The organism is Providencia sp. PROV122 (assembly GCF_028482365.1).
In the GTDB taxonomy this organism is placed as follows: Bacteria; Pseudomonadota; Gammaproteobacteria; order Enterobacterales; family Enterobacteriaceae; genus Providencia; species Providencia stuartii.
Genome location: NZ_JAMPQI010000004.1, coordinates 268396 through 294573 on the forward strand (window position 1 = coordinate 268396; position 26178 = coordinate 294573).

24 protein-coding genes and 1 tRNA gene are annotated in these 26178 nt (G+C 39.8%); 14 read left to right on the plus strand and 11 right to left on the minus strand.

Annotated elements, in window-relative coordinates; translation table 11 throughout:
* The first annotated feature begins 5 nt into the window (after nt 1-5).
* Nucleotides 6-82: transfer RNA gene (locus PSE69_RS04460), tRNA-Pro, on the plus strand.
* A gap of 293 nt (nt 83-375) precedes the next feature.
* Here the strand turns inward: PSE69_RS04460 and PSE69_RS04465 are convergent.
* The 4 genes from PSE69_RS04465 to PSE69_RS04480 form a co-directional block, all read right to left on the minus strand.
* Nucleotides 376-834 (minus strand): Hsp20 family protein, encoded by a 459-nt coding sequence (locus tag PSE69_RS04465; RefSeq protein ID WP_004920908.1) that lies wholly within the window; start codon nt 832-834, stop codon nt 376-378.
* Between the two features lie 199 nt (nt 835-1033).
* Nucleotides 1034-1366, minus strand: coding sequence for a DMT family transporter (locus tag PSE69_RS04470; protein WP_376738364.1), 333 nt, complete (start codon nt 1364-1366; stop codon nt 1034-1036).
* 78 nt (nt 1367-1444) lie between these two features.
* Nucleotides 1445-2755 (minus strand): MFS transporter, encoded by a 1311-nt coding sequence (locus tag PSE69_RS04475; protein WP_121874541.1) that lies wholly within the window; start codon nt 2753-2755, stop codon nt 1445-1447.
* 27 nt (nt 2756-2782) lie between these two features.
* On the minus strand, nt 2783-4054 hold the full coding sequence (locus tag PSE69_RS04480) for an MASE1 domain-containing protein (RefSeq protein ID WP_004920914.1): 1272 nt from the start codon (nt 4052-4054) through the stop codon (nt 2783-2785).
* Nucleotides 4055-4354: 300 nt separating this feature from the next.
* Between PSE69_RS04480 and PSE69_RS04485 the strand changes: the two genes are divergently transcribed.
* Together PSE69_RS04485 and PSE69_RS04490 are read left to right on the plus strand one after the other, a co-directional pair.
* Entirely contained in the window at nt 4355-5032 is a 678-nt protein-coding gene (locus PSE69_RS04485) for a DUF1345 domain-containing protein (RefSeq protein ID WP_014656196.1), read from the plus strand.
* A 96-nt stretch (nt 5033-5128) separates the two neighbouring features.
* Nucleotides 5129-5440 (plus strand): GNAT family N-acetyltransferase, encoded by a 312-nt coding sequence (locus PSE69_RS04490; RefSeq protein WP_197742363.1) that lies wholly within the window; start codon nt 5129-5131, stop codon nt 5438-5440.
* Between the two features lie 43 nt (nt 5441-5483).
* Here the strand turns inward: PSE69_RS04490 and PSE69_RS04495 are convergent, their stop codons facing one another.
* Nucleotides 5484-6059, minus strand: coding sequence for a GNAT family N-acetyltransferase (locus PSE69_RS04495; RefSeq protein WP_071886617.1), 576 nt, complete (start codon nt 6057-6059; stop codon nt 5484-5486).
* Between the two features lie 214 nt (nt 6060-6273).
* On the opposite strand from PSE69_RS04495, the gene PSE69_RS04500 reads away from it, so the two are divergent.
* Nucleotides 6274-6534, plus strand: a complete 261-nt coding sequence (locus tag PSE69_RS04500) for a DinI-like family protein (protein ID WP_004920922.1) — start codon at nt 6274-6276, stop codon at nt 6532-6534.
* Between the two features lie 74 nt (nt 6535-6608).
* Here PSE69_RS04500 and PSE69_RS04505 read toward each other — a convergent pair whose 3' ends face one another.
* Both PSE69_RS04505 and PSE69_RS04510 read right to left on the minus strand, forming a co-directional pair.
* A complete protein-coding gene (locus PSE69_RS04505; protein ID WP_004920924.1) occupies nt 6609-7409 on the minus strand; it encodes a MipA/OmpV family protein in 801 nt (266 codons plus the stop codon).
* Between the two features lie 22 nt (nt 7410-7431).
* Nucleotides 7432-7674, minus strand: coding sequence for a hypothetical protein (locus PSE69_RS04510; RefSeq protein WP_004920926.1), 243 nt, complete (start codon nt 7672-7674; stop codon nt 7432-7434).
* A 175-nt stretch (nt 7675-7849) separates the two neighbouring features.
* Between PSE69_RS04510 and PSE69_RS04515 the strand changes: the two genes are divergently transcribed.
* The 3 genes from PSE69_RS04515 to PSE69_RS04525 all read left to right on the plus strand — a co-directional run bounded on the left by PSE69_RS04515 (nt 7850) and on the right by PSE69_RS04525 (nt 10567).
* Complete coding sequence (locus tag PSE69_RS04515; protein WP_014656200.1) at nt 7850-8527, plus strand: response regulator; 678 nt, start codon at nt 7850-7852, stop codon at nt 8525-8527.
* Nucleotides 8517-9878 (plus strand): sensor histidine kinase, encoded by a 1362-nt coding sequence (locus PSE69_RS04520; RefSeq protein WP_004920930.1) that lies wholly within the window; start codon nt 8517-8519, stop codon nt 9876-9878. Before PSE69_RS04515 ends, PSE69_RS04520 begins: the two co-directional genes overlap by 11 nt.
* 98 nt (nt 9879-9976) lie before the next feature.
* Entirely contained in the window at nt 9977-10567 is a 591-nt protein-coding gene (locus PSE69_RS04525; RefSeq protein WP_004920932.1) for a cysteine hydrolase family protein, read from the plus strand.
* Nucleotides 10568-10576: 9 nt separating this feature from the next.
* Here the strand turns inward: PSE69_RS04525 and PSE69_RS04530 are convergent, their stop codons facing one another.
* Nucleotides 10577-11425: a D-amino-acid transaminase gene (locus PSE69_RS04530; RefSeq protein ID WP_004920934.1), complete on the minus strand. Its 849-nt coding sequence runs from the start codon at nt 11423-11425 to the stop codon at nt 10577-10579.
* Nucleotides 11426-11746: 321 nt separating this feature from the next.
* On the opposite strand from PSE69_RS04530, the gene PSE69_RS04535 reads away from it, so the two are divergent.
* From PSE69_RS04535 to PSE69_RS04555, 5 genes are all read left to right on the plus strand, one after another.
* Nucleotides 11747-12322, plus strand: a complete 576-nt coding sequence (locus PSE69_RS04535) for a DUF308 domain-containing protein (RefSeq protein WP_004920937.1) — start codon at nt 11747-11749, stop codon at nt 12320-12322.
* A 671-nt stretch (nt 12323-12993) separates the two neighbouring features.
* A complete protein-coding gene (locus PSE69_RS04540; protein WP_014656205.1) occupies nt 12994-14259 on the plus strand; it encodes a mechanosensitive ion channel family protein in 1266 nt (421 codons plus the stop codon).
* A 297-nt stretch (nt 14260-14556) separates the two neighbouring features.
* Nucleotides 14557-16986: a DMSO/selenate family reductase complex A subunit gene (locus PSE69_RS04545; RefSeq protein ID WP_004920940.1), complete on the plus strand. Its 2430-nt coding sequence runs from the start codon at nt 14557-14559 to the stop codon at nt 16984-16986.
* An 11-nt stretch (nt 16987-16997) separates the two neighbouring features.
* Nucleotides 16998-17615 (plus strand): DMSO/selenate family reductase complex B subunit, encoded by a 618-nt coding sequence (locus PSE69_RS04550; protein ID WP_014656207.1) that lies wholly within the window; start codon nt 16998-17000, stop codon nt 17613-17615.
* A gap of 1 nt (nt 17616) precedes the next feature.
* Nucleotides 17617-18393 (plus strand): dimethyl sulfoxide reductase anchor subunit family protein, encoded by a 777-nt coding sequence (locus PSE69_RS04555; protein ID WP_004920946.1) that lies wholly within the window; start codon nt 17617-17619, stop codon nt 18391-18393.
* Between the two features lie 773 nt (nt 18394-19166).
* Here the strand turns inward: PSE69_RS04555 and PSE69_RS04560 are convergent.
* Nucleotides 19167-19709 carry a DUF924 family protein gene (locus PSE69_RS04560; protein WP_004920950.1) on the minus strand — a complete coding sequence of 181 codons (543 nt, stop codon included), beginning with the start codon at nt 19707-19709 and terminating at the stop codon, nt 19167-19169.
* A gap of 694 nt (nt 19710-20403) precedes the next feature.
* On the opposite strand from PSE69_RS04560, the gene fumC reads away from it, so the two are divergent.
* Together fumC and PSE69_RS04570 are read left to right on the plus strand one after the other, a co-directional pair.
* Nucleotides 20404-21855 carry a class II fumarate hydratase gene (gene fumC, locus PSE69_RS04565; protein ID WP_053110985.1) on the plus strand — a complete coding sequence of 484 codons (1452 nt, stop codon included), beginning with the start codon at nt 20404-20406 and terminating at the stop codon, nt 21853-21855.
* A 665-nt stretch (nt 21856-22520) separates the two neighbouring features.
* Nucleotides 22521-22790, plus strand: a complete 270-nt coding sequence (locus PSE69_RS04570; protein WP_014656212.1) for a hypothetical protein — start codon at nt 22521-22523, stop codon at nt 22788-22790.
* 44 nt (nt 22791-22834) lie between these two features.
* Here the strand turns inward: PSE69_RS04570 and PSE69_RS04575 are convergent, their stop codons facing one another.
* Both PSE69_RS04575 and PSE69_RS04580 read right to left on the minus strand, forming a co-directional pair.
* Complete coding sequence (locus tag PSE69_RS04575) at nt 22835-24574, minus strand: acetyl/propionyl/methylcrotonyl-CoA carboxylase subunit alpha (RefSeq protein WP_121875268.1); 1740 nt, start codon at nt 24572-24574, stop codon at nt 22835-22837.
* A complete protein-coding gene (locus PSE69_RS04580; protein WP_121875267.1) occupies nt 24567-26174 on the minus strand; it encodes a 5-oxoprolinase/urea amidolyase family protein in 1608 nt (535 codons plus the stop codon). Before PSE69_RS04580 ends, PSE69_RS04575 begins: the two co-directional genes overlap by 8 nt.
* Nucleotides 26175-26178 lie beyond the last annotated feature (4 nt).

Consider the following 26178-nt stretch of genomic DNA (forward strand, 5'->3'; position numbering starts at 1 on the left):
CAGTTCGGCATGTAGCGCAGCTTGGTAGCGCACCGTCATGGGGTGTCGGGGGTCGGAGGTTCAAATCCTCTCATGCCGACCAGAATTCCCTAAGAAAACCAACCTGTTATGGTTGGTTTTTTTGTATCTAAAATTTAAGCGGGGTAAAAGTTTGCTTTTGGAGTCTTCAAAGTCTGGCTGTATCTTTTCCCGCCAATAGAAATAGAGACGCAACTAAAAATATTCTTTTCATCATCAATACTTTTTAATTATCAATGAGTGAATATGAGTAAATAGTTGCAACAATAAAATGCAAAAAACCCTACCAGCTGGTAGGGTTGCAGATTGAGGCTACACCTTATGTGTAGCCTAATAACCTAACTCTATATCAATTACTTAATTTTTATCTTTATTTTCTATTGCTATCAGTTGCGGTTTCTCTTCTTCCGGCAATTCATACTCAATGGCCACCGTTAAAAGCCCTCTTGATAGATCCGCTTTTTCTATCCTTACATTTTTACCTAGGTCAAACTGCAACGTAAACTGACCGTAGGATATTCCACGGTGAAGCCACTTTTCGTTATCTTCCTGAGATTTTTCTTCTCGTTTCCCTTCTACCAATAATCGACCACCTTTTAATGAAACAGTTAAATCGCTTTCTTGGTATCCAGGAACACTAACCGTAAGCTCATAATGGCTATCATCAATCTGTTTCAGATCATAGGTCTGAACCGGTGATGCAATAGGCCTGCTTCCGGTGAGTTGGCTGAATAAACGGTCTATCTGATCAAACCGATTAGATAGTAAGCTATCAGAAATTGTTGGAAATAATGAAAAAGGTTTAATGTTAGCCATAATTCCTCCTTCAGTATTAATGAGATTAAGTGGATGTACCTATCACCCATAAATATACATAGGGACGACTCATCACTTTTCAACCCTGCCAGCTCAAATTTTATAGAAAAATTTATTTTTTATTATTATCAGTCGTTTAATCGTAGTCTCTTAACGTGAAGATACAGTACCTCCGCATACTGCTCTTGACCAGACTGGCTTAATGAATAACCGATTTTGAAAACAGTTGGATAATAATAATGCCCAATGCAATGAACCCTAGTCCAATTAATGCTGGAAGATCGAGTTTCTGTTTGTAAACAAAGAACGATAATACCGAAACAAGGAATATCCCAACTCCTGCCCATATCGCATATGCGATGCCAATATTCATACTTTTTACGACCTGCGATAAGCCATAAAAAGAGACGGCATAACCTACGATAACAATAATACTCGGCACCAAGCGGGTAAATCCATCAGACGCTTTCATCATGGTTGTCGCTGCTGTTTCAGCTAATATAGACACCATTAAGATTGCGTATACTTTCAGCATAAAGACCTCTTTGACTCATTTTGGAAGCTCATCGCTCCCTTGTTAAATAAAATAGATTATTGATTCATCATAATGCTATGACGTGCGCCGCCATGGTATGCGCTTGTACCACGGTATAGGCGCTGGATGGACGATAGCGCGTAATGCTCGTGCATAATCCATCATCAATCCTGGAGTCCAGGCCATCATCCGTGCGCGACGCCGTATCTGAGCGGCTATCCATAATTCAGGCATACAAAGTACACTTAATACTCCCAAAAAACTGCTTCTTTTCTGGATAGATAAAACTCCATCCAATGCAGCCTCTAACGCATACGCAACGCTGCTAGAGCAATTTTGATATGTCAGATTATAAACTGGGTGCTGCCGATATTTTTCCCAAAAAGCTATCAATGATGCTGAGTTATAAACCTCGAAAGTGATCCTCCTATCTGAATCACACCATTCTGAAGCTTCTGTTTGATAATCAGGTAAGAAACGCCCCGGCACATTATTAGCAGCCGTTGCCTTCAATATTCTAAAAAACTCTGAAGGAGAACGGTCAATATCTTCCGCTGGATATAAACTAATATAGATATAGGGATAAAGTTCTAATGCGGCATGCCCTGTTGAAATAACGCCATCGGCATCAACTGCGGCAATATAGCGATTAATAATTGGGCGTGGCACAGGACGCTGATTAGCAGAGCCTTCCGGTGTCCATATATGGACCGTTAAAACTGAGTTAGGATCTATTTTTTGCTTCAAAGTATCTGCCGTTGAAGCCGTCGTATTCGTTGCGGTAGCGCCTGTCTTTTTAAATGACATAGGCCTCGGACGCATAAGCTCAAATATTGCTGTTCCCCGCCGAATATAACGTGCGCGCAATGCAATTCGCAAACAACCTAAACCACTTCCTATCATTAAAAATCCGAGAAAAAAGGAGATAGTGGCTTGATGATGCGTAAACAGAAAGAATGCAAAAAATATTTCAATTCCTCCCCATATCATGACCAATTGCCATCCGGGGAAACGAACAACCCATGCAGACACGACCACAAATAAACCAGTAAAAAAGTAAGCAAAGCCAAACATTGCTGATAGCAGTACATTACTAAATTTTTGATTGATTAATATAACCAGTGCGCAAAACAGAAATAGGCAACCTTTAAAAAAGAGTATTGCTTTTTGGGTACCAACCCCACTCGAAGCGACACTTAATGTCACCAAACTTTCTAGTAATAATAACAAACCAAAGAGATGTATCGGGAAGAAAGCATTCCCATCAAGGCCATCAATAAAAATAAAAATACCCATCAAACACCAAAGGCTCCCTATACCCCAAAGGTAATGAGCTTTTCCTCTGATGAACTCCGCACCAAAGAGTAATAATGCAATTTGTAGCATCACCTATCCCTTGTTATGACCTCAATTTCAAGAAACTTCACTTGAAATAAACCAATTACCAACAACCATCATGGGATCGCTGCTACCAAAAAATACACTGCCACGATCTTCTATCGTCCACCAGTGGCCATCGCTATCCGCAAAACGAAATAGTATTGTGGGAAGAACAGCATGATGCTGCTGTGAATACCAATGCTGATTAAGTTTTTCCTGATCCTCAGGATGAATGGCCTCGATAAGCTGCTTAATATTGGAACATGCAGTAATATCTGTATCAGGAATACCGTTATTTGAGTTTCCCCATTCAATCGTTCCATCGCTTAAATTCAATTGATAAACAAGATGCTGTCGAGTATAGATGCCTTGATTTTCATCGATCCGTTGAGTGCTACGCGTCACAACGCGCAAAAATACCATTAATAGCGATATTACTGTCAAATAACCTTGAATAAGCCAAAGAGACTCATGACGAAACAAGCCGTGAAGATAAAAAGGCCCTTGTCGATTACTGGTATAATAGATAGTGATAGTGGCAAGCACTAATAATGCTAATGACCCCCCACGGTTCCCCCAGAGCAAGGATAAAATAACGGCAAATAAAACAGGGATACACAGCAAAGATAGCCGAATAAGATTACGTTGATGGTGGAAATAGGCGTTATACAGTTGTATTGCACTATCATTAAATATCAAGATAGTACTCATAATCAGTAAGCCAAGAACGACGACGCCCCAAATTAAATGCATCCGCAAATTAGTTATCGTTTTAAATCGGGTATTTATTAACCCCATCATCACTGTTGTAGCAAATATATTCCCCGTAATATCAGCAATAAATCCATCCCAAAAGATATTTTTAATCGAAGTATGATCCAACCAATACATGCTGACCGAAAACAATACCGCATCTAACAAACTGACGATGATGATGGTAAATAGCCATAATAAGATAATATGCAAATCATCATCTTGATGGGCATATTTGCGTACAATCCAAGCAATAATAATGCAGGAAAGTACCCCTAAAATAGAGTAAAGAACTGAAATTAGAATAGCTTCACTATCAAAGCCATCTAAAAAAAGATTTAACACAATGAAGCCAAATAACAATATTGGCCATTGGCGTTTATGCATACATAGAAATGCCGTCGTTGCTACTCCGGCAGGAAACCAGACAACGGAAATTTCAGCGTTAGGTGGCGTGAGAATTTCTGAAATCTCACCTGTCACATAATAAAGCAACAGCCAGCCTATTATGGCAACGAATGGCATTTTCTGTGATAACAGAGATGTTTTCATATATTATCTCAGGCTCAGTAAAAGTTATCTCTGGTGTTTCTCAATAAAAAAAGAACAAATCCCCTTTTCGCTGGCAAAAAATAGCAAAATTAGAGCCTCAGGTATAGTAATTACACTGATTTATTATGTTCGATAGTATCTTAACCATACCTCACTTAATAACGAAATATCGCAAAAACTGCGCCGCGACAACGCACCTATCGTGCAAAGGTTTCCATCATAGTGCAATTTACTTAGAACAAATATACAACTATTTGATATAGTGAATATTATTTTTCTAGTCTGTCGAAGGTTTAGTCGATGTTACGTTACCCTGCTCATATTACACATATTCTCCGTCATGCATTTCGTTCACGGCCTCGCTTTATTATCTCTTTGCTTGTTGCATTGACTACCTTTTTCGCTCTGTTGCCATATCAAGGCACTATGATGTGTTTGATCCTAAGTTGGAACGCCTTTGCTTGGATCTATTTACTTTTTCTCTTTGCTCGAATTATTAATCATAAAGTCAAAGATATACGCAAAATAACCAGAGTTGAGGATGAAAGTGCGCGTATGGTTATATTTTTTCTCGTCGCGGGCTGTTGTGTCAGTTTATTGGTGTTATTTTTTGCGTTAGGGGGCCATGGCGATTTTTCGCAAGATGATAAATTTGTTTCTTATGCACTAACGGCTTCAACACTAATTTCTTCGTGGTTACTGCTTCCTACCGGCTTTACCATGCACTATGCACATTTGTATTACAGTAATTCAGATAAACAACAGCCATGGTTGCGGTTTCCTGATAAATTGCTTGAGCCGAGTTATTCCGATTTTATGTATTTCTCTTTTACTATTGCCGTCGCGTCACAAACAGCGGATGTTGAAGTTGCCTCAACTCCTATGCGTCGTGCGGTATTGCTACAGTCCGTTATTTCTTTTATTTTTAACATGGCAATCTTAGGGTTATGTATCAATATCTCGGCAAGTTTTTTCTAACGTTAATGAGGCTGATTTTCACGCCGTCTGAATCAGTTACACGCTAATAGCACAAAGACAGCGGCATGATAATTATTAAAAAGGAACAATGATTGGATTAATGAGAAGAATTGCTATCTCATCGAACGCCAGAGCCAAATTATTGCCTATGGCGTTTTACATTACCGCTTTTTTGGATGTGGATTTATTGAAATGTTGATGGTTGATAGCGAATTTCGGCGACAAGGCATAGGCTCACAGTTAATAGAACAGCTTAAATTAACTTGTGTGACTCCAAAACTATTCACCTCAACCAATCAATCAAATGTTTCCATGCAAAGATTACTCGCGAATGCTCAGTTTATTCCGAGTGGAATAATAGAGAACCTTGACGAAGGCGATCCTGAATTGATCTATTTTTGCCGATGAACACCTTCTACCACTGAGCAAACATAATGTTTAATTTAAAACCTTATAACAAAGAAGCGTGCATCACTACATTTGTCAATTTTTCATTAAATTGCTGATAGGTTTGCGGATTTATCTTCGTTGGATAACTTAAAATTTCCAATTGATGTGGTGCATATTCAGGATGATAGCTTGGATGGGCATGTTGATATTCATTTTGCTTAAAGCCGCAATGGTGGTAAAAACGCAGCCTTTTCTCACTAATTTCATCGATAACAGGGTCGATTTCCAGAATAACCCGACTCACTTGTTCACAGAAGCCGCTTAGCACTTTTTGACCGTATCCCTTTCCCCGTAAATTAGGCGATATAGCAAGGTGTTCAATATAAAAATAATCACCAATTTTCCAACTTCCTACAAAACCAATAAAAACACCTTCATCAGAAAAAGAGTACAAATAATAATCTTTATGTTTAAGTATACTTTGTCGTCCTTGATAACTTCTTTTTTCATAAGCTGGGAATGACAAATCGTAGAGGCCATTGACCTTTTCTATTTCTATCGAATCTTTCTCTGTTAATCTCGTGACGGTCAGCATTAAACTAAAATCCATTATTTTACAAACAAACCCTGTTAGCATACCTATTACCTATTACTCGGCAACTGATTTTCACTTTCTCTTAGGGTAAGAAGCTAATATAATCATTTGTTTTTCATAGATAAAAAAAGATAATTACCTCTTTAGGATAACAATCCTTTGGTCTTTTAAAAAATATTATCATTCTGATATTGACTTTATCCCTCTCTCAATCTAAAAATACTGTATATGAATACAGTGTTAGGTAGAGGCGATTATGTTACGCATTGAGATTTTATTTGATAAAAATGCACCACAAAAACCTAGTGATATTATCTTGCAAGCACTTGAAACTGAAATTACTCGTAAACTTAGCCCACAATATCCAGACATGATAACGCGGGTTGCTTTTAGCTCTAGCCAGCGAATTAATATTTCAGGCACCAAACTTGCGCAAGATAAGGCTCGTATTGAAGAGATATTAGAGGAAATTTGGCTGGACGATGGCTGGATCCCTGAACAAAATTCAATGGATTAGGCATGTGGTCAATTAAAGGAATGTCTGGCTAAATTAGCTCAGCATTCCTTTGCCACTATCTAAAATAATACGTTTTAAAAAGTGTATTTTATTCCAGCTAAACCAACCCATCCTAAACGCTGCTCAGTAAGCGTGCTTTTCGCAGCATCTCCAACTAGGTAATAAGCACCAACGCCAGTATAAAGCGCGGTGTCTTCATTTAGGTTATAATTTAATATGGCACCACCGTGAATATCTTTAAAGCCACTTCCCGCGTCATATTCATTAAAGCGTGAGCGACTTGCCTGCTGTTTTGATACGCCAAAATAAGCTTGATTATAAGCTTTATTTCCCCAGACCGTCGCTAACGTATATTCAATATCCCACTTGCTATTTATTTGGTAATTACCAATACCACCGATTTCAACGTTCACTGTTCTACCAATATTTCGCCCCCCATAGTGGCGATCTTTGGTTGCCATGTCTGCTGAAACATAAAGCTGGTAGTTATTGATTGAGTAGTTGACTGTGGCTCCTACGGTCATTGAACCATCTAAATCGCCCATCCCTTTGAGATCTTCATTTTTATTGCCCAAAATCCCTATTTTTTCATCTCGTCCGGCATCATAGCCAATTCGGCTAGAAAACGTGAAGTTATCTGTTAAACCAATTGCCCATTCCGCCCCTTCTAATCCAATACTAAATACACCATAATCATCGGATATATAGCCATAGTTAATATCAACTGTCGGTGAAAATAGGTATTTATTGGATCCCTCATAAGCGGGCATTACTGAGCCACCAGCTCCTAATATCAGCATAGTTTCCCCTGCCATGACAGCACTATAGGGTAATAATGCCGCAACCAAGGTTACCGCTGAACACAATTGTTTCATTAGAAGTTTCCTATCTTATTTATTAATAAATTTTCTGCCTAATAAACGTTTTGATTTCCTTCATCGGATTAGTACCATTCTTTACTTCTTTAGTGATTTTCTCATTTGCAATGCAACTTTTTATTTTTGTACAAGCATGAATTTCGTTTATTGAAACCGCTGGAAATAACCTTTCCTTCGGCAAATTAAAATTTTTCCCTATTAAAATCATTGAGATAAAAATAACCGTAACGAAAGCTGTGCTCTCAATAAGTTGTAATTTCATTTTAGTTATTCCTATAACTGCAAAGACGTTAAAATAATAATATTATTACTCATTCATACCTTAAAAATGGGTTAAACAAACCTTAAGGCTTTATTAAATCTCACGTTGAATTGACCTTGATTATATTGTCGGAAAAATGTTGCCTGCTTATACTGCTCACCAGAGAGGTGATAAAATGAATATTCTATTAGTCGAAGATGATCTCCAATTAGGCAAAGCACTCTGCCGTGGCTTAGAACTTGCAGGTTTTAATCCACTTTGGGTACGGTTACTTTCGGATGCTAAACAACAACTCAATTCCCGTAATTTTGATCTCATGCTCCTAGACTTAGGATTGCCTGATGGTGATGGTAATGAGGAATTAATCGCATGGCGCCGCTCAGGCCAATCAATACCGATTATTATTTTGACCGCACGTAATCAGATGGATAATTTAGTAACCAGTCTAGATTCTGGTGCCGATGACTTTTTAACCAAGCCATTTGCCATGCCAGAGTTAATTTCTCGTGTAAAAGCGGTCAGCCGCCGTATGGCAGGTTTTTCATCGGAAATTTGGCAATTGGATAATCTGCAATTAAATCCAATCAATCACCAAGTGCTCTTAAATGATCAGCTTTTGCTACTATCAGGCAAAGAGTATCAACTTTTATATGAATTAGTGAAAAATGCCGATAATGTAGTTCGCAAGGCCGATCTTGAACAGCGCCTATTTGGTTTCGATGATAAAATAGAAAGTAATTCGCTTGAGGTACATATTCACAACTTACGACGCAAGATAGGTAAAGATCGCATTATCACTATCCGCGGCATTGGTTATTTACTTAAAAAAGAAGCTCAGCCAAGTGAAAGTTAAATCCTTTTTTATTTACACCTTTTTCTTACAGATAAGCTCAGTGGTTTTACTGTGGGGGCTGCTCGTTGGCTGGCTACAATTTTTTTATTTACCTAGCATTGATGATGATTTTAACCGGCAACAACAAATTGTTACCAAAGGCTTTGCTGATACTTTAGGCGCCGTTACCAATAATCCTGAATATTTTGATCGTATCGCCACCTCATTACAAAAAATGTATACCGATGCGATGGAAAATGGCTTGGAAGTCTCCTATAAGCCTTTTGTTGTGATCCGTAATCAACATGGTGAAGTGCTATACCGTAATAGCGATAAAATTAATATAACTGACAATATTACGTTCAATGAATTACAAGCACAGCAACCAAATTGGCACTTTACTGTGTCATGGAATGACGCGCACACCATTGAGGTGATCCTTGGTGAATCCTATTTTGACCGTAAATCAATAATTGGCAGCCCCGCAGAAGGCACCGCAATACCTTTATTATTTATATTAGGTATCATGCTAATCGCTATTATTGTCACCGCTTATTTCAGTTTGCGACCACTCAGACAAGCTGCAACTATAATCTCCAGCCGTAAGCCGGGGAATTTGACGCCAATTGAAGTCAAAGAGCAATATAAAGAAATCCGCCCTATTATTACTGCTATCAATAATCTCATGTTGCGGGTCGATGCCGCCAACCAGCGCGAAAAACGTTTTATGGCAGATGCCGCCCATGAACTCCGAACCCCTATCGCTGCTGTGATTGCACAATTGCATTTATTGATGCAAATAGACAATGTCAAAGAGAGGGAAGAGATTGTCAAAGATATGCAAGCCGCTTTAAATCGGGCCGCTTCATTGTCTCACCAACTTATTGATTTAGCACGCTTAGAAGCTGAAGACTTTTCTGTCAATAAAGAGCAAATTAATATACCTACTTTAATTTCCCATATCACTTCATCACATGTTCCCCATGCGATCAGCCAAGATATCGATATTGAATTACAAAGTCCTGATAATGTTTTTATTACCACCGATAAACTTGCATTGACCACTATTTTTACCAACTTGCTGGAAAACGCGATTAAATATAGTGACAAAAAAGGCAAAATTAAGATCACCATTAGAGATTTAAGTCCGTTCGGTGCCACTATAACCGTGCAAGATAATGGTCGAGGGATCCCTGAAGAAAGTCGCCAACTGATCTTTTCACGTTTTTATCGTGTACCCGGAACAATGGAAACAGGAAGTGGCCTTGGGCTTTCCATTGTCCATAATCTTGCGACAAAAATTGATGCGACTATCCGAGTGACAGATGGGTTAGATAAGAAAGGTGTTGGATTTATTATTGATTTACCTTAATAATAATTTTGCCATTAAGATCATAGAGCTTAGACCGTTTTTTGGGCTATAATTTAATTCTATAAGTCTTTTTACTTATTTTGTTAAAGGGAAGGCTCATGTCTCAAGCATTAATTATTATCGATCTCATTGAAGATATTATAGGTAAGAATGGATTATCAAATACCAGTTACCTACAAGCGCAAGAACGTCATGTTGTTGAGAACGCTAATCAAGCGGCTGCTTTTGCACGTAGCCACAACATCCCTGTTATTTGGGTCAAGGTTGGGTTTGCTGATGATTATCAAGATATCCCAGCAGGCTCTCCGATGTTTCACCGTGCAAAACAGCTTAACGCATTAAAATTAAGTAGTTCTGGTTGTCATTGGGTTAAAGATCTTGATGTACAGCTCCGAGACCTCATTATGATTAAAAAAGGCGTTAGTGCATTTACTGGAAATCAACTTGCACATTGGTTACAAGAAAATCATATTAAACAGGTTATTTTTGGCGGAGTGAGTTCACTACTCGCAATTCAAAGCAGCGCTCGTCAAGCCCATGATCTTGGTTATCAAGTTACCGTCATTGATGAACTTTGTGCAGCAGCAAGCTTAGAGTTGCATCAACAAAGTATGCAAGCATTACAAGGAATGGCCACCGTTTCTTCACTCTCCGAATTTTTGCAAGGAAACGTCAAACCATCCTACTGATTATTGTTTTTATAGTGCTAACATTTTCTGGATATAAATATCGCGAAGCCGGAGTGCTAACTGCCCTGGCTTGCCCCCAGCAATTTTCTGCCCATCAATTTCAATCACCGGCCAAACAAGCGTTGTTGATGAAGTAATAAACGCTTCCTTAGCAGTTATTGCCTCTTCAACAGTAAATGCACTTTCTTCAACCGCTAAGTTTTGTTCTTGCGCAAGGGTTAAAATGGCTTGCCTTGTGATACCAGGCAATATTTCATGGCTTAAGCTACGTGTTTTAATTTTATTTTCAGCGGTGATAATAAAAAAATTGCTGGAACTGCCCTCTGTTATAAAACCATCTTTGACAAAAAGGGCATCTTCAACTCCCTGAGAGCGGGCATATTCTTTTGCTAAACATGCTGCAAGTAATGCAACTGTTTTAATATCACAACGCTGCCAACGAATATCCTCAAATGTCACAACTCTAATCCCTGTTTTTACACGAGGGTTCTCAATAATAGATGCCTGCTGAGCAAAAAGAACCAATGTTGGGGGGATCGTTTTATCAGGAAATAAGAAATTACGCTGCCCTGCATTTCCACGTGTTAATTGTAAATAGATGAGGCCTTCAGTGAGGTTATTTTTTTCAATAAGTTGCCGATGAATATCAAATAATACATCCTCTGTATAAGGTAGTGCTAATTCCAATTCATGACATGACCGTTTTAACCTTGCTATATGGTTTTTAAAATCAATTAACTTCCCGTTAATGACAGCTGTTACCTCATATACAGCATCGGCAAATAAAAACCCACGGTCAAAAATTGATATCGAGGCCTGCTCCTCTGGGATAAACCGCCCATTGATATAAGTCATCATAGCGTTACTTTTCCTTTTCAAATTGCACACACCAAGTTATGTGATGAAATAGAGATCGACAGCCATGCCACACAATAAAAACGTCATTGTTGCAATAAAATCTATTTTAGACGCTCATTAGTTGAGTGTTTTTTATTGATGAATATTAATGTGAGATCAAAATTCATCACTTTTAGATTGATTCTCTAGTATTAACAATAGTCATTTTTGTTATTTTTGTGAAATAGCTATTGAACTAAATGCTAATGCCCTATATTTTTAAAATTAATACAAATCAACCCCGTCAACTACTCTTTATTTGACATAAGGGAGAGCCTTATCATGCTTAATATCAATCCAGATCAACTTAAAAACCTTGCAGAGTCACAATTAAAAGGTCATAGAACGATTATTTATCTCGTTGCCTTATTATTGCTCATTGGGGGGATTGTCTGTATTACTAATCCGCTTGTATCTGGGATCGTATTCAGTTCTTTCATTGGCGTGGTGTTATTAGTCAGTGGCGTAGCCGTTATTTTGAATATTTTCTTCAACCGACTCTACGCGAATATGTCTATTTTATTCAGTTTAATCGTCGGTATCGCCTACCTTATTTTAGGTTATGCGTTCCTCTCAGACCCACTACAAAGCTTGTTATTTCTCGCCATTTTTGTCGCTATTTTATTTATTTTCGGCGGGGTCATTCGAATCTACGCAGGTACTAAGCTGTTTAGTTCAGCAGCCGGAATGATGAATATTTTGATTGGTATTTTAGATTTTATCATCGCCTATATGCTACTAAGCGGAAATGCTCAAACTTCCATCACCCTATTAACCCTGTTTATTGGTATTGAATTGCTCTTTAGCTCTTTCACCCTGTTCCTACTGGCTGGAGCCTTAAAAAGCACCAATAAATAGCCCATGATTGATGGCGAGTTCCCCCCTGTTACCTACCTAACAAACTCGCCATCAAATATTTTTTAAAAATTAAAATAATATTTAATCCAAGCTTGACTTTCCTTTTCCAATAGTTAAAATGCCATCAAGTGATCTAGATCACACTTTAACATTTGGAGTTCCCATGCATACCCTTAAAGAATTTATTAGTGATGTTCAAGAAGTTATTGAATTACTTGCTAAACGTTTTATGTAAGACAGCGCATATTTTATTACCTCATCTTTAGCGTTCTGTGCATATTTTTTTGCAATACAGCCTTAACTCATTAAGGCTGTTTTTTTATCCAACTATAGCGTTAATCACAGTTGCCCCCATATCACCGATTCCTCTCCCTCTACTTAGTCATCATAAATAACTAAATGAGATATGCCGCCTATTGACGAGCCATATCTTGTCAATACAGTCAGCCGTTTTTATTACCTGCTAATTAAGCCTCTATAGGTTTATTTAAGGCTCACATTTCGCTTTAAACTCATATTTTCGGCTTATATTTTTGGCTATCTTAGATTGTTTCGCTATTATGGGTGAGTTTTGGTTAAATTTATGTTACTATCTATAAGTTGTCTATAAAGTGGAAAATTGAACTAAAGCATCTTTCAGCACAATGGATGCCAATAAAGAAGGAGAACACATGCAGCAGCAACTGCTAGACTGGGTACGCCAGTTCAACCAAGATTATGCCGAAATTGCTTCACTGTTAATCGTATTAGGCTTAATTCTTGTTGTCGCCTTAATTTTGCATTTTATTCTGCACAAAATTATCCTTCCTCGGATAGAGAAAAGTGGTCAGAAAAAAGGCAGTGGCTGGCAACGTCAATTAACCCAGTTTAATCTATTTAATCGCATTGCGTTTGTTATCCAAGGTGTTGTCGTCAACATCCAAGCCGTTCTATGGCTTCATTCAGGCTCTACCGCACAACAGATATTAAGTGTTGCTTCACAGGCTTGGTGCTTACTGTTTGGGTTACTTACGTTTTTCTCTATTCTCGATATTTTGCTTAGCGTATTACAGCGCGCCGCAAAAACAGCTCACCTGCCGTTACGTGGGATCTTCCAAAGCGTAAAACTTATCGCATCCGTACTCATTGCAATTATGATCATTGCACTGCTAATCGGAAAATCCCCTCTGATCCTACTCAGTGGATTAGGTGCAATGACGGCGGTCATGATGTTGGTCTTTAAAGACCCAATCATGGGGTTAGTCGCAGGGATCCAACTCTCTGCAAACAATATGGTTAACATTGGCGATTGGCTTGAAATGCCTAAATATGGCGCCGATGGTGCTGTCACCGACATTGGTTTAACAACCGTTAAAGTGCGTAACTGGGATAACACTGTTACAACTATTCCAACTTATGCCTTGATTTCAGACTCATTCAAAAACTGGAAAGGGATGACTGAATCAGGGGGGCGTCGTATTAAACGTAGTATTCGCCTAGATACCACGAGTATCCATTTTCTTGACCAAGAGCAGATTGACTCTTTAGTTAAGGCGAATCTTTTAGAGCCCTACATTGGTGATAAAATTTCTGAAATTAAAGTCTTTAACTCGTCTATTCCCGAAGATAGAGTGACACCACTTAACCAGCGTAGGCTAACCAATATTGGTACTTTCCGTGCCTATGTTGAAGCTTATTTGAAGGCACATCCTAAAATCCATAAAAATATGACAATTATGGTAAGGCAGCTTGAATCTGACTCAAATGGGTTACCTATTGAAATTTATGCCTTTACCAATACCACTGTTTGGGTTGAGTATGAAGGGATCCAATCTGATATCTTTGACCATATTTTCTCCATTCTGCCACAGTTTGAACTGCGCGTTCACCAGTCACCAACAGGCACAGATATGCGAGCTATCGGTCAAACAGTCACTGGATCTAATACCCAACAGTGATTAATTAAGTTAATTTATGGTATTACAACTTAGGTAGTAGTTTTTAAGAGGGGGAAACCCCTCTTTTCCTCTATTTCTCTCACCTCCCTATATAAATAGTCACATAACGATAGATAATTTAAATGCGACTATCCCCTCTAGATAATAGAAAAAATCCTTTAAAAATTAATGTGATAATAATTAATTTCCTCTAATTTATCAGGGATATTGTTGATGTAGGTCATGTTGCTGATGAGTGACTTTTTTTAACATATAAAACAAGAAAGTGATGTCGAACTTTACATATAGGCAATGTCAATGCATAAAACAAATAAAAATACTCATTTTGGAGAGCTGAGTCGGAGGGAGTTTATTCAAACCTCTGCAACGGTTGCTACCGCTGCTGCTGTTGCAGGCTCAATCACTCTTCCTTTTACCGCTCAAGCAAAAACACCAGAGATCATGCCTGATGAAGTCAACGAGAAAATCAGTTACAGCGCTTGCTTAGTTAACTGTGGTAGCCGTTGTCCACTCAAAGTCCATGTTAAAGATGGTGTTATCAGCCGTATTTCTAACGAAACCATGTACGACGACTCAACTTTGGGCGAACACCAAATTCGTCCATGTTTACGTGGTCGCTCTGTACGTTGGAAAACCTATAACCCAGATCGTTTGAAATACCCAATGGTACGTGTTGGTAAACGTGGCGAAGGTAAGTTCAAGAAAATCAGTTGGGATGAAGCGACTACTATCATTGCAGAAAAACTAAAATACACTATTGATAAATATGGTAGTGATGCCATTTATTATCAGTATGGTACGGGTTCGACAGGGGCGAATTTACATGGTCGTGCGGCCTGTAAACGTTTATTAAGCCTAACCGGTGGTTTTCTCGGTGACTACGGCACCTATTCCTATGCTCAATTAATGGAAATCACACCGTATGTATACGGTAGCGTTGAAGAATCGCTCCTATCTGAGATCCAAAACTCTGACTTAGTCGTGATGTTTGGTCATAACCTTGCCGAAACGCGTATGTCTGGTGGCGGTCAATTTTATGAAACATTGAACGCACTTGAGAAAAGTAAAGCTAAAGTCATCATTATTGACCCTCGTCGCACTGACAGCGTGACGACGCTAGGCGCAGAATGGATCCCAATCTATCCTGGTACGGATGCCGCGCTGGTTGCTGCATTGGGTTATGTGATGATCCAAGAAGGCCTAACTGATGAAGCGTTTTTGAAAAACTATTGTGTCGGTTGGGATGAGAGCACACTCCCTGCTTCAGCGCCACGTAATGGCTCCTACAAAGATTATATTTTAGGAAATGGCCCTGATGGCATTGCGAAAACACCTGAATGGGCAAGTAAGCTAACAGGTATTTCTGTTTCGCGGATCATTCAACTGGCTCGTGAAATTGGTAACGCAAATCATGCTTGGATTTCACAAGGTTGGGGTCTACAGCGTACTGAGAATGGCGAACAGGCTTGCCGTTCCATTATGATGCTGCCTATTATGTCAGGCAACATCGGTCGTCCAGGTACTAACACTGGCCTATGGGGTAATAGCATTGCTTATCCTGTTGCCGGATTTAGTTTACCAAACCCTGTCAAAGCAACGCTGCCATCCTTTATGTGGACAGAAGCGATCGTGCGCGGCAAAGAGTTAACCGCAGAAAATGGCGGTATCAAAGGCGCAGATAAGCTAAACAACGATATTAAGTTCATGTGGTGTTACTCCAGTAATGTTATTGGTAACCAGCACGCTGACTTGAATAAAACACATGAAATTCTATCTGACGAGTCAAAATGTGAATTTATCTTAGTTTGGGATAATCATAATACTCCATCGGCTAAATACGCTGATTTACTGTTGCCAGATGTTACTCCTGTTGAGACCAACGATCTGATCAACAACTCTTACGCAAGTGGCGCATATCATTATCTGGTGCGTTTACAAAATGCTATCGAGCCATTGTGGGAAAATCGCCCTAACTATGATGTATTGGCCGAAATTGCAGAAAAAATGGGTGTAAAAGAGCAGTTTACTGAAGGTCGCACTTATGAAGAGTGGATTGAGTATTGCTACAATAAAACCCGTGAAACTATGCCTCATCTACCTGAATTTAGTGAAACAGATGGTGCAGGCATTATTGACCGTCGATTTGCTGATACGTCAAAACACATTGCCCTAAAAGATTTCCGTGATGACCCGATTGCGAATCCACTGAAAACGCCATCAGGTAAGATTGAAATCTATTCTGAGCAGTTAGCAGAGCGTGTTAAAAACTGGGAGCTTCCTGAGGGCCAACGTATTCCTGCCATCCCTGAGTACTGTGCAAACAAAGAAGGTGTTGAGCAGCAACGTAATCAACAGACTTACCCTCTGTTAATGACCGGTTTCCACGACAAAGGTCACGTCCATTCAAGCTATTTTAATGTTGAAATGTTACGTGAAGCGATCCCTCATCAATTCTGGCTTAACCCAATCGACGCGCAAGAGCGTGGTTTAAGCAATGGTGATATTGCAGAAATTTTCAACGACCGTGGTCGCATTCAGATTAGAGTTAAAGTGACTGAGCGCGTATTACCGGGGGTTATTGCCGTTCCACAAGGCGCATGGCGCACTTTGGATCAAGCAGGATTAGATACAGGAGGCTGTATCAATACCCTCACCTCACAAGTTCCTTCACCACTAGCGAAAGGAACACCACAACATACTAATCTTGTTGAAGTGAAACGCGCTTAAGGAGTTAATTGATGAAACAGTATGGCTTTTATTTTGACTCCACAAAATGTACTGGCTGTAAAACGTGTCAAGTCAGTTGTAAGGACGAAAAAGATCTCGATTTAGGCCCTAAATTCCGCCGTGTATACGAATTTGGTGGTGGTAGTTGGCAAAAACAAGATGGTATTTGGCAGCAAAATGTCTATAGCTACTATTTATCTATCTCTTGTAACCATTGCTCTAATCCAACCTGTGTGGAAGGTTGCCCAACAGGGGCGATGCACAAACGTGCCGAAGATGGTCTTGTCGTTGTTGACCAAACCGTTTGTGTCGGTTGTCGTTACTGCGAATTACGCTGCCCATACGGTGCGCCGCAATATGACGAGAAGAAAAAACTGATGAGCAAATGTGATGGCTGCTACGAGCGCGTTGCTAAAGGTATGAAACCCGTTTGCGTTGAGTCATGCCCACAACGTGCATTGGACTTTGATGATATCAATGTCCTACGTGAGCTTCACGGTACAGAGTGTGGTATTGCGCCTATGCCAGACCCTAGCCTTACCAATCCAAACATCGTTATTAAACCACATAAAGATGCCAAACCTTCTGGCGATAAAAGTGGTGAACTAAAAAACCCTGCGGAGGTGTAAAATGCATGAATTACCACTAGTCTTTTTCACCGTGTTGGGGCAGTCTGCTGCTGGGCTATTTTTATTAGCTTATTTAAGTAAAAAAATAGGTTCAATTGATGAAAAGCAACTGAAAAATGCCAATATCCTCGCCTTTGTTGTGATGATTATTGGGTTAGGTATTGGTGGCCTACATGTGGGCCAACCACTGCGCTTTTTCAATATGTTGCTAGGTGTTGGTCGCTCACCGATGAGTAACGAAGCCTTTTTAAGTGGTGTCTTCGTCACTTTTGCCGCTGCAACCTTGTTTTTTACACTCTTTTATAAACAAGCATTACTACGTGAATTAGCGAATATTGCCGCGGTTATTTCAGGTGTGGCGTTTGTTTGGTCAATTCCACAGGTTTATAACATTGCTTCAATCGCAAACTGGAATACGGGCTATACTACGCTGCAAATGTGGATGACCATGTTAGTTGGCGGTGGTGCTTTAGCAATAGCTATTGGCGCTCGTGGATTAGGGATCGCCTCTTTCCTTATCGGTGCGTTGGTTATTTTCGCTAGCCGTGCGGGGTATCAAGCGTTCTTATCCGAAACCGGTCCAGCATTGAGCGCTGAGCAAACTGGCTTCTGGGGTTTCCAAGTCGTTGTCTTAGTTATTGCTTTGGCAGGATTTATCGGTATGGCATTAAAACAACGTGCACCAAAAGCGACATTAGCGACATGTGCGGGTGCTGTTTTACTGGCTGAACTTGCAGGACGTATTGCCTTTTATAACTTATGGCAAATCACCATGTAGTTCCACGAGTATCAATTTAATAATCACGTTAAGAGCCTGCGAATGTAGGCTCTTTTTTTAATAGCGTATAAACACAAAAGTAATAATTAAAGCCACCAGCATCACTGCAACCTTCTCAATACAGTATTCCATTTTAAGGCAATTTTCTGCATTAAAAAATCACACATTACCGCAACTAGCGCGATAATAAATGTCCCCCCTATAATATAAGCGAAGAGGATATCCGCTACTATAATTTCAATTATTAGACCCTCTACTTGATGGCTGTGTGGTAGAAGTTCTATGAACCAAAGGAGTATAGAAAAAAGGCCTGGGATCAAAAAGTACAATAAGTAGCGGTGAAAATGATTCAAACTTTTTTTGAGATAAAAGTAAAATACAGGTATTAGAAAGAGCCAATAACCGAGTAAATATAAACTCATTGATTTGTAGTACGCTAGCAATAGCAGATAAGTATTTGCCCCTTCTCTATAAAAAGGAAAAAATAGCTGCTGTACAGCTTGAAGATAATAACAAATTATACCAAAACAAAGTGATAGACATGATATCAACGCATTATGGTTATTAGAAGGCATTAGAGAGGTCCTTTTCACCTGTTTAAAATAACCTTAGTAATAAATCTTTTAATAAAGCGAAAGAATGCAGCAATACATTCGCCTTTTTTCTCACAATAATCAATAAGTGATACCACTAAATCTTCTTCATTTTGTCAACAGGGGTTTGCAGTGTTTCCATTCACGGCAAACCTAGCCACCCCAGCGTTTAGAAACTACCTAAAAAGCGGAATTTGGTTGCTGTAAAAAGGCAATTTCCTCTTTAGTAGAAGGACGCCCCAATATCTGGTTTCGATGTGGATAACGACCAAAACGATCAATAATCGCCTTATGTTGCATTTCATAATTTAGCGTATTGTCATCCCCTAAGCCACGAAATAGCTCAACCGCTTGCTGATGAATAAAGCTTGATTCAGAGTGCATAAACGGCATTAAAATAAATTTGCGTTGAGATAGTGGCAGCAAATTATAATCTGCTTGTTTTATCGCTTCTTGAGCCAATACCAGTGCCATTTGGTCTTGGGCAAAAGCTTTCGGTGTATCACGCCACACATTGCGAGAGAACTGATCTAAAACGATAATCTCAGCTAAGCGCCCACGAATAGAAATACGCCAATAAGCTAACTCTCCTTTTGCTGCACGCTCTAGTGTTCCGCCGAAACGCTGCATAATAAGAGCATCAAACTTTTCATTTTTTTCAAACCACTGTTTTGAGGTTGACTCCTCAAACCAAAATGTTAAAACGTTTTCCATGGTATTCATAATCGTTATAAGCCTAAATTTGTTAGTGATAAGTTATTTTTTATCGTAAATAAAACCTTATAGTATTGTTATGAGCTACTTCTTAAAACTGCAATCTTCAGATAAATATTTTGTATTTTTGCGAAGCGCTTCCAAAATCAGCGAGTAATAGTGCATATAAATTAATCATCAAGGATAGATAGTCCATTAAAAATCTGATAAAAAATAATCAGATCCCATGTGTTAACTTGTTCTGATAGGTATTATTAATAATCCAATAATCTTGAGACTAAAGGAATGTTACTAGACACCGTTTATCCCCCTTATGAATAACGTATTCATCGCGGCATTGTTACATGCTCAATGATTTTTTACTTCACTGATACGATTCTCACTATTAATACAACCAATATGGGTTATCTAGACAATGTTTTGAGAAGAACATAAGTAAGTCTACTTTTGCCATTTAAACTATTTGACTTAATATTAAATAAATTTATTTCTCCTTTTCCCTCTATTTATTTTTCTTTTTAATATTTATTTTTGTTGCATAGAATTTTTTCACAGTTAATTTCTGTTAATTTACAAGTGAAATCGAAATCAAATCATCATTAATTGATTTTTTATTTATTTTTTATAAATGATTTGAACAAAAAATATATATCCTAAATAATATTCCCTAGATATACATCCTCTCATCATTTAGGAATTTATAATGGAAAATAAATACAGTCTAAATAAGACATTACCAATCGGTATTAATGAGACAGGTTTTCGTGAAGAATTCGATAGTATGGGGAAAATAAATGTTCCTGCCGACCGTTATTGGGGAGCACAAACTCAGCGTTCATTACAGCATTTTAATATTGGCAACGATTTAATGCCAAAAGAAGTGTATCACGCTTATGGTTATATCAAAAAAGCTTGTGCGTTAGTTAACTGTGCTGCTAACCGACTTCCTGAGTGGAAAAAAGAGGCGATTGTTATCGCTGCGGATGAAACTATTAATGGTCAATTGGATGAGCATTATCCTCTTTATGTTTGGCAGACTGGCTCTGGCACACAATCGAATATGAATGTGAATGAAGTTATTTCCAATCGTGCAATTCAATTGCTTGGTGGAACGTTAGGAAGTCAATCGCCCATAGGGCCAAATGATGATGTCAATATGGGGCAGTCATCTAATGATACCTTCCCAACCGCGATGCATATTGCTGCCATTTTTGCACTTGATGAGCAATTAATCCCAAGTATTGAAAGTTTAATTGATGTTATTGAGAAAAAAGCCAGCACTTGGATGAATGTAGTGAAAATTGGCCGTACTCATCTGGAAGATGCCGTGCCTTTAACTGTTGGTCAAGAGTGGTATGGTTGGGCAGGTCAACTCAGAGATGCTCTCGAAGATATTAAACGTAGTAAATTAGATCTTTATAAGCTCGCGGTTGGCGGCACCGCGGTTGGTACAGGTCTCAATGCACCAGCCGGTTTTTCAAAAGATGTTGCCGATAAAATAGCTGAGTTGACTCAAAAACCCTTTATTACTGCACCCAATAAATTTACTGCGCAAGGCTCTCTGGATGCGTTAGTTCGCACACACGCATCTATTCGTGGATTAGCTGTCGCACTCATTAAGATCGCCAACGACATGCGCTGGTTAGCTTCGGGTCCTCGCTGTGGCTTTAGTGAGTTAATTTTACCTTCTAATGAACCAGGCTCTTCAATCATGCCAGGTAAGGTTAACCCAACTCAATGCGAAGCAATTGTGATGATAGGTATTCAAGTGATGGGCAATGATACTGCAATCGCCATGTCAGGCAGCCAAGGTAACTTTGAATTAAATGCGATGCGCCCTGTTATTATCAATAACTTGCTACATTCAATTCGTATTTTAGCTGATGGTTGCCATAAATTTAGAGAGTTTTCTGTTGAAGGTACGCAATTAAATACCACTAAAATCACTGAGTATGTCGATAACAGTGTGATGTTAGTTACCGCTTTGTCACCTATTATTGGTTATCAAAATGCGGCGCATATTGCAGAAAATGCCATAGCCAAAAATATCACTTTAAAAGAATCCGCTATTGCTTCAGGAAAAATAAGTGAAGAAGACTTTAATAAATATGTGAATCCAATCGATATGACTGGCAATGGTTTATCGGGTGCTTAACCCATCTTTTTATGATGATTAAAATAGCAATACCACAGTAAGCAAAACAAGATACCCCCTTGAAATAACATTATTATATATTTCAGGGGGAATAGCATAAGTGATATATTACCACCTAGTGACATTAAAATTTAGCTTAACCGGATTTTGGCTTGGACCTATTATTTTCGCTGAGTTCACCCACAAAAAATACAACTGTGTGGCGTAATTTTGGAATAATCCGCCCTTTACACTATTCGCCCTTCGCTGACGTCTATTCAATGTACACCACTGTTCTATAATAGAAGCGATATGTATTATGGTAGTTTGATCAAGCATTTTATTCACTATGCTGTCGCGGCCGATACACCTATACTCGTTGGCTAGTTCGCTGTAGAACCAAATTGTTAAAAATAAAATACGTTCGATTTAACCCTTTTTACGGTTGCCATTCCAATAATTTTATTGATTTGCTATTTAATGCCAATTTAAAATGATTTTTCACGCAATTACATACATTTGATAAATGCAATGGTAAGATCCGCGTAAACCCAATTAATGCTCGTTTATATCAACATTTATCGGGTTAACAATTGTCATTGCATTATTTAGATCATCAACAGTCAATTCAGCCACCACACTGTGGCATGGTATTAACCCAATACTCGTTGGAGGAGCGGCTCGAAATGGCAGGACATATGGTACTCATTGGCTGGGCATTATGGGTAAGTCCTTGTGGCACAGATGCCTGTGATGCATTGCCTGTGACTGAGACCATTTTTACACAAGATCAGTGTATCACCCGTAAATCTTATCTCGAATCAAAGCGCCCTAACCTCTATTTTATGTGTGGTGAAGTCTATCGCGATAGCGAAGAAATCAAAAAAGACGATAAGCACAGTGTGCCCGCCCCTAACCCACCATTGCGTGCACTCCCTGAACGTATTTCGCGATAATGGTTATTTAAACGGGAGCAAGTAAACACTTGCTCCAGAGTGAACTAGTCATTTATTTCTGCAATTACGCTATCTGCATCAATATAATCACCCTTATTGACAATATATTTCAGCGTACCGGCACGGTGAGCGATCACCTGTACTTCCATTTTCATCGCTTCCATGACACCAATAACCTCTCCTTGAGCAACCGTGTCGCCTTCTTCAACTAACCAACTAAACAGTACGCCTGAAATAGGGGCATTCACTTGCTGATCTTGTGCGACCGCTTGATGATTCGTTATTGAAGCCTGCTTTGTCGATGGCATCGCTAACCCAGCTAACCATTGTGTCGGTAAACCAAGCTCACAGCGCTTCCCATCGATTTCAATAAAGGTACGCGTTATTTGTGGGTTATTTTGTGGTAATTGCCGTTTTGCTGGTGCAAGCTCAACAGAAAATTCAGTTTCAATCCAGCGAGTATGCACATTAAACCTTTCACAAAAGTCAGCATGCTCCATCACCGCACGATGGAAAGGCAGTACGGATGCCACGCCTTCAATCGAAAATTCGCCTAAAGCACGGCGAGCGCGCTGGATAGCTTGTTCGCGTGTATTGCCAATGACAATCAGTTTTGCCATTAAAGAATCAAACGTACTTGGGATAGTCGCCCCTGCCACAACACCACTGTCTAAACGGATACCCGGGCCGGATGGGGGATCAAATTTAAGGATAACCCCCGGTGTGGGTAAAAAACCATTTCCTGCATCTTCTGCGTTAATACGAAACTCAAAAGCATGCCCTCGTGGTTTAGGGGTTTCGCGGATACTTAATGGTAAACCTTGTGCTATCCGTAATTGCTCAATGACTAAGTCAATCCCTGCGGTCTCTTCGGTAATAGGGTGTTCAACTTGTAAACGCGTATTCACCTCAAGAAATGACAATTTGCCATCTTGGCTTAACAAAAATTCGACGGTTCCCGCCCCCACATAATTGGCGTGACTACAAATATCGACAGACGCTTTAATCACTTGTTGTTGTAATTGTTCTGATAAAAATGGCGCTGGTGACTCCTCCACTAATTTTTGATTTCGTCGTTGTAAAGAACAATCACGCGTTCCCACGACAACCACGTTGCCAAATTTATCCGCAATAACTTGCGCTTCAATATGCCGAGGATTATGTAAAAACTGCTCTAGGAAACACTCGCCTCGCCCAAAAGCCGCTGTCGCCTCTCGCACCGCAGAGTGATATAGCTCCTCTACCTCTTCCATGTGCCATGCTACCTTTAAGCCTCGACCGCCACCGCCATAGGCCGCTTTAATCGCAATCGGCAAACCATTGGTATGGGCAAATTCAACGACTTCTTTGGCCTCTTTGACAGGCTCTTTGGTTCCTGCCACTAAAGGTGCGCCGACCTGCATTGCAATTTGACGAGCTTTGACTTTATCACCCAATATGTCAATGGTTTCAGGTTCTGGGCCAACCCAAATCAAGCCCAACCCTTGTACCGCACGAGCAAACTCTGCACGTTCTGATAGAAAACCATAACCAGGGTGAACCATGGTTACCCCTGATTTTTTCGCTACCTCAAGTAATTTATCCATATCCAGATAGCTTTCGGCGGGTGTACTTCCCGATAATCCATATGCTTCATCCGCCATCTGAACATGCAATGCGTTAATATCGGGATCCGCGTAAACCGCGACTGAATCGAAGCCAATATCTCGACACGCACGAATAATGCGAACTGCTATTTCGCCACGGTTTGCGATCAATACTTTATGTTTAGTTTGATTATTCATTGTAGGCATAAGTATCCCGACTCCCTTCATATTCTTTAAATACCCCGATTGGGTTAAATTGTATTCGGGCATTAACGGGTAGCTGCCCCGCTAAATCCAAGTGATATTCACATACCGCACCAATAACCGGATAACCTCCAGTTAACGGATGGTCATTCAAAAATAAGACCGGTTGTCCATTCGCAGGGATTTGAATTGCCCCAATACACGTTCCCTCACTGGGTAACTCTTGATGTATTGCACGCTCAATAGCCGTATCGCCCGCCAAGCGTAACCCGATACGATTGGATGCTGCCGTAACCTGCCATAATTGTGACGTTAACCGTTGTACCGCCTGTGGAGTAAACCAATCAGTTCGAGGCCCTAAAATGATATCTAGCACCACCACATCACTCGTACTTGGGTAGTTAAATGCAGGTTGTTCATCAAGTGAAATAGCCGTTGGTTGTTTAAGTGATTTAACCGCTAATGTCTGCCCTACCGTTAATGGTGCAGGCCCTACCTGTGCTAATGTGTCAAAAGAACAGCTACCAAGAACAGGCGTACTTTGGATGCCACCGCGTATCGCAAAATAGCTACGCACGCCTTTTGTTGCCGTTCCTAAGCGAATAATATCCCCCGAGGCTAAATGAATCGCTTGATATTGCTGTGCGCAATAGGTAACACCTTCGGCTGTCGTAATTTCGATATCACAACATGCCCCTGTGACTGCTACCAATAACGGTTTATTTGCCTGTGCTTTAAAACCCCCCTGGGTAATTTCCAGCACTGCTTCATGGATTGCATTTCCTACCAACCGATTTGCGCTTCGTAGCGCGCCTTTATCCATAGCTCCGGATTCAGAAATTCCCAATGCAGCCTGCCCTATTCGCCCAATATCCTGTAATAACGTTTGTAATCCTGTGGCAAGGACAGTGATATCACTACGTTGGCTATCCTTATGATGCGCAACTGTTGGCTGAGGTAGGCTATAGGTGATCCCCGTTTTCGCAGCATCAACAAAATTGACACGATACCCCGGTTTTAACAGTGCAGGCTCTGTGCGATGTAAATCCCATACAGCCGTTGGTGTAACGCCAATTAATTGCCATCCCCCTGGACTTGCTTGAGGATAGACGCTACTGAACTCGCCAGCTAAAGCAACAGAGCCAGCCGGAATTCGGATCCGTGGTGATGGCCGACGTGGTACATTTAATTGGGCATTTTTTGCAACCATATAAGCAAACCCTGGTGCAAAGCCACAAAAAGCCACTTGGTATTCATTGTTAGTGTGTCTTCTTATTACTTCATCAATTGACACCCCTAGGTGTTCAGCAACATCAGCAAGATCTTCACCGTTATAGTGAACAGGGATAGTCACCAACTGGCCTAATTTAAGATCCGCCTTCGAAATATCTAACCTTTCAATTTCATCAATGATGATATTGGCATTCGTAATAACAGGATTAAAGCGAACTAAAACGGTTCTTGCTGCTGGTGTAATTTCTTCAATCGCAAGCTGACGTGACATGTTACGCAGCACATCCGTCAGAGCCATTGTCTCTTCAAGACTTTGTAGCTCAATCATAAAAGTGCTTAAATTGACAGGTAAAAATCGCATTAAA

What these genes read in the sequence shown, in the direction of transcription:
- PSE69_RS04465 (WP_004920908.1), bottom strand. Translation starts at nt 834, where the DNA reads ATGGCTAACATTAAACCTTTTTCATTATTTCCAACAATTTCTGATAGC.
- PSE69_RS04475 (WP_121874541.1), bottom strand. Translation starts at nt 2,755, where the DNA reads ATGCTACAAATTGCATTATTACTCTTTGGTGCGGAGTTCATCAGAGGA.
- PSE69_RS04480 (WP_004920914.1), bottom strand. Translation starts at nt 4,054, where the DNA reads ATGAAAACATCTCTGTTATCACAGAAAATGCCATTCGTTGCCATAATA.
- PSE69_RS04485 (WP_014656196.1), top strand. Translation starts at nt 4,355, where the DNA reads ATGTTACGTTACCCTGCTCATATTACACATATTCTCCGTCATGCATTT.
- PSE69_RS04495 (WP_071886617.1), bottom strand. Translation starts at nt 6,059, where the DNA reads ATGCTAACAGGGTTTGTTTGTAAAATAATGGATTTTAGTTTAATGCTG.
- PSE69_RS04500 (WP_004920922.1), top strand. Translation starts at nt 6,274, where the DNA reads ATGTTACGCATTGAGATTTTATTTGATAAAAATGCACCACAAAAACCT.
- PSE69_RS04505 (WP_004920924.1), bottom strand. Translation starts at nt 7,409, where the DNA reads ATGAAACAATTGTGTTCAGCGGTAACCTTGGTTGCGGCATTATTACCC.
- PSE69_RS04510 (WP_004920926.1), bottom strand. Translation starts at nt 7,674, where the DNA reads ATGAAATTACAACTTATTGAGAGCACAGCTTTCGTTACGGTTATTTTT.
- PSE69_RS04515 (WP_014656200.1), top strand. Translation starts at nt 7,850, where the DNA reads ATGAATATTCTATTAGTCGAAGATGATCTCCAATTAGGCAAAGCACTC.
- PSE69_RS04525 (WP_004920932.1), top strand. Translation starts at nt 9,977, where the DNA reads ATGTCTCAAGCATTAATTATTATCGATCTCATTGAAGATATTATAGGT.
- PSE69_RS04530 (WP_004920934.1), bottom strand. Translation starts at nt 11,425, where the DNA reads ATGATGACTTATATCAATGGGCGGTTTATCCCAGAGGAGCAGGCCTCG.
- PSE69_RS04535 (WP_004920937.1), top strand. Translation starts at nt 11,747, where the DNA reads ATGCTTAATATCAATCCAGATCAACTTAAAAACCTTGCAGAGTCACAA.
- PSE69_RS04540 (WP_014656205.1), top strand. Translation starts at nt 12,994, where the DNA reads ATGCAGCAGCAACTGCTAGACTGGGTACGCCAGTTCAACCAAGATTAT.
- PSE69_RS04545 (WP_004920940.1), top strand. Translation starts at nt 14,557, where the DNA reads ATGCATAAAACAAATAAAAATACTCATTTTGGAGAGCTGAGTCGGAGG.
- PSE69_RS04550 (WP_014656207.1), top strand. Translation starts at nt 16,998, where the DNA reads ATGAAACAGTATGGCTTTTATTTTGACTCCACAAAATGTACTGGCTGT.
- PSE69_RS04555 (WP_004920946.1), top strand. Translation starts at nt 17,617, where the DNA reads ATGCATGAATTACCACTAGTCTTTTTCACCGTGTTGGGGCAGTCTGCT.
- PSE69_RS04560 (WP_004920950.1), bottom strand. Translation starts at nt 19,709, where the DNA reads ATGAATACCATGGAAAACGTTTTAACATTTTGGTTTGAGGAGTCAACC.
- fumC (WP_053110985.1), top strand. Translation starts at nt 20,404, where the DNA reads ATGGAAAATAAATACAGTCTAAATAAGACATTACCAATCGGTATTAAT.
- PSE69_RS04570 (WP_014656212.1), top strand. Translation starts at nt 22,521, where the DNA reads ATGGCAGGACATATGGTACTCATTGGCTGGGCATTATGGGTAAGTCCT.
- PSE69_RS04575 (WP_121875268.1), bottom strand. Translation starts at nt 24,574, where the DNA reads ATGAATAATCAAACTAAACATAAAGTATTGATCGCAAACCGTGGCGAA.
- PSE69_RS04580 (WP_121875267.1), bottom strand. Translation starts at nt 26,174, where the DNA reads ATGCGATTTTTACCTGTCAATTTAAGCACTTTTATGATTGAGCTACAA.